At 73.7% G+C, this 8,442-nt stretch carries 8 protein-coding genes; 4 read left to right on the top strand and 4 right to left on the bottom strand.

Going from position 1 to position 8,442, the window contains the following annotated elements; translation table 11 throughout:
- Nucleotides 1-766 (bottom strand): transposase (locus AB0G13_RS32875; protein WP_357883024.1); only part of this gene is annotated, 766 nt, incomplete at its 3' end.
- A gap of 204 nt (nt 767-970) precedes the next feature.
- The gene (locus tag AB0G13_RS32870) at nt 971-1,417 is read right to left on the bottom strand and encodes an SRPBCC family protein (protein WP_250795157.1); all 447 of its coding nucleotides are present in this window, start codon (nt 1,415-1,417) and stop codon (nt 971-973) included.
- Between the two features lie 183 nt (nt 1,418-1,600).
- Between AB0G13_RS32870 and AB0G13_RS32865 the strand changes: the two genes are divergently transcribed.
- Genes AB0G13_RS32865 through gltX form a run of 3 tightly spaced genes read left to right on the top strand, consistent with a single transcriptional unit; the run spans nt 1,601 to nt 5,664 of the window.
- Nucleotides 1,601-2,932, top strand: a complete 1,332-nt coding sequence (locus AB0G13_RS32865; protein ID WP_357883021.1) for a GH1 family beta-glucosidase — start codon at nt 1,601-1,603, stop codon at nt 2,930-2,932.
- On the top strand, nt 2,929-4,206 hold the full coding sequence (locus tag AB0G13_RS32860; protein ID WP_357883018.1) for an MFS transporter: 1,278 nt from the start codon (nt 2,929-2,931) through the stop codon (nt 4,204-4,206). The genes AB0G13_RS32865 and AB0G13_RS32860 overlap by 4 nt, the downstream gene beginning before the upstream one ends.
- Before the next feature lie 48 nt (nt 4,207-4,254).
- Complete coding sequence (gene gltX, locus AB0G13_RS32855) at nt 4,255-5,664, top strand: glutamate--tRNA ligase (RefSeq protein ID WP_357883015.1); 1,410 nt, start codon at nt 4,255-4,257, stop codon at nt 5,662-5,664.
- A 102-nt stretch (nt 5,665-5,766) separates the two neighbouring features.
- On the opposite strand, the gene AB0G13_RS32850 is transcribed toward gltX, so the two are convergent.
- Nucleotides 5,767-6,414: a copper resistance protein CopC gene (locus AB0G13_RS32850; protein WP_357883012.1), complete on the bottom strand. Its 648-nt coding sequence runs from the start codon at nt 6,412-6,414 to the stop codon at nt 5,767-5,769.
- 245 nt (nt 6,415-6,659) lie between these two features.
- On the opposite strand from AB0G13_RS32850, the gene AB0G13_RS32845 reads away from it, so the two are divergent.
- Nucleotides 6,660-7,310, top strand: coding sequence for a hypothetical protein (locus AB0G13_RS32845; protein WP_357883008.1), 651 nt, complete (start codon nt 6,660-6,662; stop codon nt 7,308-7,310).
- A 95-nt stretch (nt 7,311-7,405) separates the two neighbouring features.
- Here AB0G13_RS32845 and AB0G13_RS32840 read toward each other — a convergent pair whose 3' ends face one another.
- A complete protein-coding gene (locus tag AB0G13_RS32840; protein ID WP_357883005.1) occupies nt 7,406-8,332 on the bottom strand; it encodes an NADP-dependent oxidoreductase in 927 nt (308 codons plus the stop codon).
- Nucleotides 8,333-8,442: the final 110 nt, after the last annotated feature.

The following is an 8,442-nucleotide window of genomic DNA, read 5'->3' as shown; positions in this document are numbered from 1 at the left end:
GGTGGAAGTGCTGGACCCACACCTGCCGCAGGATCTCCACCGCCTCCAGCCCCCGAGCCTGCTCAGGCGACCCAGACGAGAACACCGCCTCCAGCAGCCGCATACCGTCCGCCCCGACCCGCAACCCCACCTCGTCGCGCTTGGCGCGTGCCCTGGGAAAGCGGGAGTCCTCGGCCCTGGTCGCGTAATGCCTGAACCAGTCCGGCTCGGCCACCTCCGCCAGCCAGTCCGGGACATCCCGAGCGAGCGCGTTCAACGCCGAACGCAGTGTCTCGACGACCATCTCCAGCCAACACAGCTCACGGGCCGCCGACAACACGTGCGTGGAATCGGTCCTCGCCCGGCCCGTCGTCTTCAACAGTCCCTTCTCCCGGGCTACGGCCAACACGCCGTCCAAGACCCGTCGCCCCGCACCCGCCTGCACCAACCGATCCCTGAACTCCGACAACACCGAGAAGTCGAAGCCTGGATCATCCAGCTCCAGCCCCAAGGCGTACTTGAAGTCGATCCTGGCCCGCACCGCCTCCGCAGCCTGCCGGTCGGTGAGCCCCTCGACGAACTGCAACACCAACACCAGCACTAACCGGCCCGGTGACCAGGCAGGCTTCCCCCGCACCGGGAACAAGTCCGCGAACTCCGCGTCGGTGAACAACACCCCCAACTCGTCCCGCACCCGAATCGCCAGACTCCCCTTCGGAAACGCGGCCCGCGCCACCCGCACCGTCTCCGCCGGGATCTCCCCCGACTCCCGCGACCGCATCGACACCCGCCACCCACCCCACTACGAGAACGTCGGCCTTCAAGACCACAACCAGGTCTTGAAGGCCGACGTCACGCAGAACCCGAATTAACCAACAGCATCCGGGTGCGCCCTTCGTCGTTGCCGGACGAGCGAACCGGCGGTGGTCCGGAGTCCCTGGCGGGGACACCGGGCCACCGCCGTCGCGGGTGGCGCCAGGACGTGCCCGGCTCAGCCGACGGCGGCCAGATCGGTCAGCCGGGCGAGCGAGTCCTCCAGGTCGGCGCCGACCCTGCGCAGACCGAGGCGCAGCAGGGCGGCCTTGACCGGACCGGCCGGCCAGCGCACGACGATGAGTCGCACGATCGTCCCGCCCTCCTCCTCGTCCGCCGTGAGCTGGACGTAGATCTCGGTGCGCGCCTCCGCTCGGGCACCGGCGCCCTTGGCGCGTTCGCGCCAGCCGATCAGGGTCGGCTCCTGGTAGGCGATCACCTCGGCCTCATGCGCCGCGCCACGTCCGGCTTGGACCAGTTGTCGGCGCCCGAAGCCCTCTCCCGAGAGCACCTCGGCCGCACGGACCCCCGCCAGCCAGGCCGGCAACTGCTCGGCCCGCTGCACGACGTCCCAGACCGCTTCCACTGGCGCCATCACGTGCGCACTGCGTTCCACGAGGATCATTTCCGTCTTTCCTCCAGTGAGGACATCCCACGATATCGGCACTCTATGCGCAAATTCGGACGTACCAGGACGGGTTTGGAAAAGACACGCCGAAATCCATTGCGCTGCGGCGACGCACGGCCTATGGCGCATCGACCGGCCGCGCCCTAGAGTCGCGAGCACGATTCACGTACGGGAGGGCGCATGTCGACCGCAGCGATGCCCGAGTTCCCCGCCGGATTCCGCTGGGGAGTGTCCACCTCCGCCTACCAGATCGAGGGTGGCGTCGACGAGAACGGGCGGGGAGCGTCCATCTGGGACACCTTCGCCCACTCCCCCGGCCGGATCGCCGACGGCAGCACCGGCGACGTGGCCTGCGACCACTACCACCGGCACGGCGAGGACGTCGCGCTGCTGGCCGGGCTGGGCGCCTCGGCGTACCGCTTCTCGATCGCCTGGCCCCGGGTGCGGCCCACCGGCGACGGCCCGGTCGACGCGCGCGGGCTGGACTTCTACGACCGGCTCGTCGACGACCTGCTCGCCCACGACGTCGACCCGGTCGCCACGCTCTTCCACTGGGACCTGCCCCAGTGGACCGAGGACGCGGGCGGCTGGCTCGCCCGGGACACCGCCCACCGCTTCGCCGAGTACGCCGACGCGACCGCCGCCCGGCTCGGCGACCGGGTGAAGCTCTGGATCACCCTGAACGAGCCGTTCATCCACATGAGCCTCGGCCACGGCACGGGCGAGCACGCCCCCGGCCGGACGCTGCTCTTCGACGCCTTCCCGGTGGCCCACCACCAGCTCCTCGGCCACGGTCTCGCCGTCGCCGCGCTGCGGGCGCACACCACGAGCCCGATCGCCATCGCCAACAACTACTCGCCCGTGCGGGCGGCCGGCGACGGCGCCGCCGACCGGGCGGCCGTCGCGGCGTACGAGGCGCTGCACAACCGGCTCTTCACCGACCCGCTGTTCGGCCGCGGCTACCCCGCCGAGCTGGGCTTCGACACGAGCGTGGTGCGCGCCGGGGACCTCGACGTGATCGCCGCGCCGATCGACGTGCTGGGGGTCAACTACTACAACCCGACCGGCGTAAGCGCTCCGCAGGAGGGCTCGCCGCTGCCGTTCGAGCTGGTGCCGCTGGAGGGATACCCGCGCACCGCCTTCGACTGGCCGGTCGCCCCGGACGGGCTGCACGAGCTGCTCGGCTGGCTGCACCGCACGTACGGCGACGACCTGCCGCCGATCCAGGTCACCGAGAGCGGCTGCGCGTACGACGACGCGCCCGACGCCGACGGCCGGGTGCACGACCCGGAGCGGATCGCGTACCTCGACGGGCACCTGCGCGCGGTCCGCGCGGCGATGGCCGAGGGCGTCGACGTGACCGGCTACTTCGTCTGGTCGCTGCTGGACAACTGGGAGTGGGCGGAGGGCTTCACCAAGCGCTTCGGCCTCGTGCACGTCGACTTCGACACCCAGCTCCGCACGCCCAAGTCCTCGTACGCCTGGCTCCGTGACCTGATCGCCCGGCCGTGACCACCGTCGATCCGACGCCCGCGTCGCCGCCGGCGGCGCTCGCCGAGCCGACCGCGCCGGTGCGGCGCAGCTGGATCGCGCTGGTCTTCGCGGCGAACCTCGGCGTCTGGATGGCGTTCTTCACGCCGATCCAGGTGCTGCTGCCGCAGCAGCTGGAGCGGATCGCGCCGGCCGACAAGGAGGCCGCGCTGGCCCTGGTCACCGGCCTCGGCGCGCTCGCCGCGGTGCTCGCCAACCCCCTCGCCGGGGCGCTGTCGGACCGGACCTGCCTGCGGCTGGCCGGGCGGGAGTTCGGCCGGCGGCACGTCTGGACCGCCGGCGGCGCGCTGCTCGGCGCGGCGGCCCTGGTGCTGCTGGCGCAGCAACGCACCGTCGCCGGGGTCGCGCTCGGCTGGGTCGCCGCGCAGGTCTGCTTCAACGCGATGCTGGCCAGCCTGACCGCCGCCGTGCCGGACCGGGTGCCGGTCGACCAACGCGGCGGTGTCTCCGGCTGGGTCGGCATCCCCCAGGCGCTGGGGCTGGTGCTCGGGGTGGTGCTGGTCACCGCCGTGGTGAGCGGCACCCACGCCGGCTACCTGGCGATGGCGGCGGCGGTGCTGCTGCTCGCCCTGCCGTTCGCGCTGCTCACCGCCGACGACCCGCTGCCCCGCACGCACCGCCCGGCGCTGCGGTGGCGCGCCCTGCTCGCGTCGATGTGGATCTCGCCGCGCCGCCACCCCGACTTCGGCTGGGCCTGGATCACCCGGTTCCTGGTGCAGCTCGGCAACGCGCTCGGCACGCTCTACCTGCTCTACTTCCTCACCGACGAGGTGCGCCACGTCGACCCCGAGGGCGGCCTGCTGGTGCTGATCCTGCTCTACACGGCCGGCCTGGCGGCCACCGCCGTGGTGGCCGGGCGGCTGTCGGACCGGTCCGGCCGGCGCAAGGTCTTCGTCATCGCCGCCGGCGGGATCATGGCGGTCGCCGCGCTGCTGCTGGCCGTCGCGCCGGTCTGGCCGGTGGCCGTGGTCGCCGCGCTGCTGCTCGGCGCCGGTTACGGCGTCTACCTGTCGGTGGACGCCGCGCTCATCACCCAGGTCCTGCCGGCCGCCGCCGACCGGGCCAAGGACCTCGGCGTGATCAACATCGCCAACTCCGCCCCGCAGGTGCTCGGTCCGGCGATCTCGGCCCCGCTCGTGGTGCACCTCGGCGGCTATCCGGCGCTCTACGCGGTCACCGCGGCGGTCACCGTGCTGGGCAGCGTGCTGGTGCTGAAGATCCGCTCGGTGCCCTGAGCCGCACCCCTGGCGGAATCCGGTCGCGGGCCGCCGTAGGCTGGAGACGTGACGGTACGTGTACGCTTCGCCCCCTCCCCGACCGGTATGTTCCACGTCGGCGGCGCCCGCTCGGCGCTGCAGAACTGGATCTACGCCAAGCAGCAGGGCGGGGTGTTCGTGCTCCGCATCGAGGACACCGACGCGGCCCGCAACAAGCCGGAGTGGACCGAGGGCATCCTCTCCGCGCTGGACTGGATCGGCATCGAGCGCGGCAGCTACGAGGGCCCGCACTTCCAGTCGGAGTACGCGGGCGAGCACCGCGCCGCCGCCGCGCGGCTGCACGAGTCCGGCCGCGCCTACTACTGCGACTGCACCCGCGAGGCCGTGCAGGCCCGCACCGGCTCGCAGTACCAGGGCTACGACGGCTTCTGCCGGGACCGCGGCCTGCCGCCCGGCGAGGGGCGCGCCCTGCGCTTCCGCACGCCGGACGAGGGCGAGACCGTGGTCGTCGACCTGATCCGTGGCGAGCCCACCTTCGAGAACAAGCTGATCGAGGACTTCGTCATCGCCCGGGGCGACGGCTCGCCGGTCTTCCTGCTGGCCAACGTGGTCGACGACATGACCATGGGGATCACCCACGTGATCCGGGCCGAGGAGCACCTGCCCAACACCCCGAAGCAGCAGCTGCTCTGGGACGCCCTCGGGGTCAGGCCGCCGATCTGGGCGCACGTGCCGGTGGTGGTCAACGAGAAGCGGCAGAAGCTCTCCAAGCGCCGGGACAAGGTGGCCCTGGAGGCGTACCGGGACGAGGGCTACCTCGCCGCCGCGATGCGCAACTACCTGATGCTGCTCGGCTGGGCGCCGTCGGGCGACCGGGAGATCGTCCCGTGGTCCGTGATCGAGGAGGAGTTCCGGCTGGCGGAGGTCAACCCGTCGCCGGCGTTCTTCGACGAGAAGAAGCTCCGGGCGTTCAACGGCGAGTACATCCGGGCGCTCCCGATCGAGGAGTTCGTCGACGCCTGCCGGCCGTGGCTGACGGGCACCGGCACCATCGCCCCGCCGCCGTGGCAGCCGGAGGAGTTCGACGCGGACGCCTTCGCGGCCGTGGCCCCGCTGGCGCAGACGCGGATCGCGGTGCTCAGCGAGATCGTGCCGAACGTCGACTTCCTCTTCCTCGCCGCGCCGCTGACCGACGAGGCCGCGTGGGTCAAGGCCATGAAGGAGGGCGCGGCGGAGCTGTTGGACGCCGCCACGGCGGCGTTCGAGGCGCTGGAGTCGTGGGACGCGGAGACGCTGAAGTCGACGCTGGAGGCGGTCGGCGCGGAGCGCGGGCTCAAGCTCGGCAAGGCCCAGGCCCCGGTGCGCGTCGCGGTCACCGGCCGCACCGTCGGGCTGCCGCTGTTCGAGTCGCTGGAGGTGCTCGGCCGCGAGCGCACCCTGAGCCGGCTGCGTGCCGCCCGGGTCCGCCTGGTCTGAACCGTCGCGTGGCCGACGCGCGCACCGCGCCGGCCCGGCGTGCCCCGTCAGCGCCCGGACCGGTCGGTCCGGGCGCTGACCCGTCGGGGGCGCGGGTGCCGGTCAGCGGCGGGCGGAGCGGCGGCGCAGCAGCAGGCCGGCGGCGAGGGCGGCGAGGAGGAGCACGCCGCCGAGCGCCCAGAGCCAGCCGCGCCCGGCCGCGTCGTCGCTCTCCTTCGCCGCCGGCACCGCGGCTTCCGGCGTACCCGTGCCCGCCGGACCGGGGGCGGCGGAGGTCGGCCCGGCACCGGTCGACGGCGACCCGGCCGAGGTCGGCCCGGCGACGCTCGGCGACGGCACGGCCGAGGGCGGGGCGGTCGGGCCGGCCGGCGGCTCGGCGGGGGTGCCGGTGGTCAGGGTGAACCGGACCTCACCGGAGACCGGGTGCCCGTCGCTGGACGCCAGCCGGTAGCCGACCACGTAGAGCCCCGCCCGGCCCGGCTTGAACGGGACGCTCACCCGGGAACCGGAGAAGGTCGGCGCGCCGCCCAGCGCGGCCACGTTGTCCGGGCCGGTCACTGTGATCTTCGTCGTATTCGGGTCCGCCTTCGCCAGGAAACGCAGCTCGATCCGGGCCGGCGCCTCGGCCACCCGGGCGCCGTTGCGCGGATCGCTGCCGGTCAGCGAGTTGTGGGCGGCCGCCGGCGCGGGCGGCAGCAACAACGACACACCGAACGCCACGCCGAACACCACCGGCCAGGTACGCGCCACACGTGAGAACCTGCCCCCCATGAACCCCTCCGTAAAGGTACGATCCGCCCGCTGATCCACGGCCACCGTCCATTGGTCGGGCCGGGATCACAGATAGTTCCAATTACTGTTCCACGAGCTGCAACCGATCGACGTTCTGCGCAGTCTTGAGGGTGGCACCCCCGGTACGGGTTGGGTCACCCCCGTCAGCCGACCAACGCGTGACCTGCAGCAAGCCACCCATCGAACGGGGCGAGGAGGCGGCGATGGTCCGAACGATGCGGCGGCTGGTCGCGGTGTTGGCGGGCGGGCTCGCGGCGGCGGTCCTGTCGCTCGGTCCGTCCGGGACGGCGACGGCGGCGCCGAAGCCCGCACCGGCCGGAGTGGAGATCATCGGGGAGGGGCTGGCGGAGCCGCTGCGGCTGCGCGCCGAGGCCCACCCGACGCACGTGGTGGCGATCATCGACCAGGTCAACTTCCTCGGCCGCACCGGGCAGGCAAAGGGCCCGAAGGCGGCCGACCTCGGTCCGAAGTACACCGTCGTGGTGTTCGCCGGCGACGTCGCGAAGCAGACGTACGACCTCTACCCGAAGGCGGTCGGCGGGCCGCGCGTCTTCCGCCCGGCCAAGCAGCCGGACGCCCGCAAGACCGCCGCGGGCTGGTTCCTCGGCCGGCTCAGCATGTCGGAGACCCTCCGCACGGCGGGCGTCCCGCTGGAGCGGCAGTTCGACACCGTCAGTGGCGGCGTCGGCGGCGGCGAGCGGGTCATCCCGGAGGACGCCCTCAACCCGGCGAAGGACATCGACGAGGCCCTCGGCGAGTTGCAGCGGCTGCTGCTGCTCAACGTCGCGGTGGTGCTGGTCATCACGTCGGGACTCGCCGGGATCGCGCTGCTGGTCCGCCGCCGCACCCGCTGACCCCACCTCACCGGCCGGCCCCGCGCCCGGGATCGGCCGCCGTGACCCGGCCGCGAGACGACCCCGGTCGACGCGCGCGGCGCCCGGCCGGGGGGTCAGACCTCCAGGACGACCTTGCCGCGGACGCGCCCCGCCTCCACCAGGCGCTGCGCGTCCGCCGCCTGCGCCAGCGGGAACGTCCGTGCCACGTGGACGGTCAGCCGGCCGGCGTCGACCAGCCCCGCGAGCGCGCCCAGGTCCACGGTCGACGGCTTGACGAACAGGTAGCTGCCGCCCAGCCGGGTGACGTGCTCCGGGTCGGCCGTCGAGATCAGCCGCGCGGGCCGGGCGATCAGCTCGGCCGAGACGTCGAGCGCGTCGCCGCCGAACAGGTCGAGCACCACGTCCACCCCGTCGGGCGCGACCGCGCGGACCCGGTCGGCCAGCCCATCGCCGTACGCGACCGGCTCGGCGCCCAGCGACCGGACGAAGTCGTGGTTGGCCGCGCCGGCCGTGCCGATCACGCGGCCGGCGCCGAGCGCGCGGGCGACCTGCACCGCCAGGTGGCCCACCCCGCCGGACGCCCCGTGCACCAGCACCGTGTCACCGGCGCCGGTGCGCGCCGACTGGAGCGCCTGGTACGCCGTGAGGCCCGCCAGGGGCAGGCCGCCCGCCTCGGCCCAGGACGCCTGGGCCGGCTTGCCCGCCAGCGCCCGCTCGGGCGCCGGGACGAGTTCGGCGTACGTGCCGTACTGGATGTGGTCGCGTCGGACGTAGCCGACGACCTCGTCGCCGACGGCGAACCCGGTCACCGCCGGCCCGACCGCCTCGACCACCCCGGCCGCGTCCCAACCGGGGACGAGCGGGAAGTGACCGGGGATCGCACCGGCCAGGTGCCCCTCGCGCACCTTCCAGTCGACCGGGTTCACCCCGGCCGCCCGGACCCGCACGAGCACCGTGTCGGGGCCGACCGGCGGGTCGGGCAGGTCCCGGACGGTCAGCAGGTCGGCCGGGCCGTACGCGTCGATCGCGATCGCCTTCACACCGACCACGCTAGCGGCCGGGCGGCGTCCCCGTGGTCAGCACCAGCGGCGTGGCGGCCGCTCGCGGCGGGTGCCGCGCTGCCGGGGGCGGACCGGGCCGTGCCGGTGCG

The organism is Micromonospora sp. NPDC023633, from assembly GCF_040640035.1.
Classification (GTDB): Bacteria; Actinomycetota; Actinomycetes; order Mycobacteriales; family Micromonosporaceae; genus Micromonospora.
Note: the sequence above shows the minus strand (reverse complement) of the source record. Positions and strands in the feature narration are given on the sequence as shown.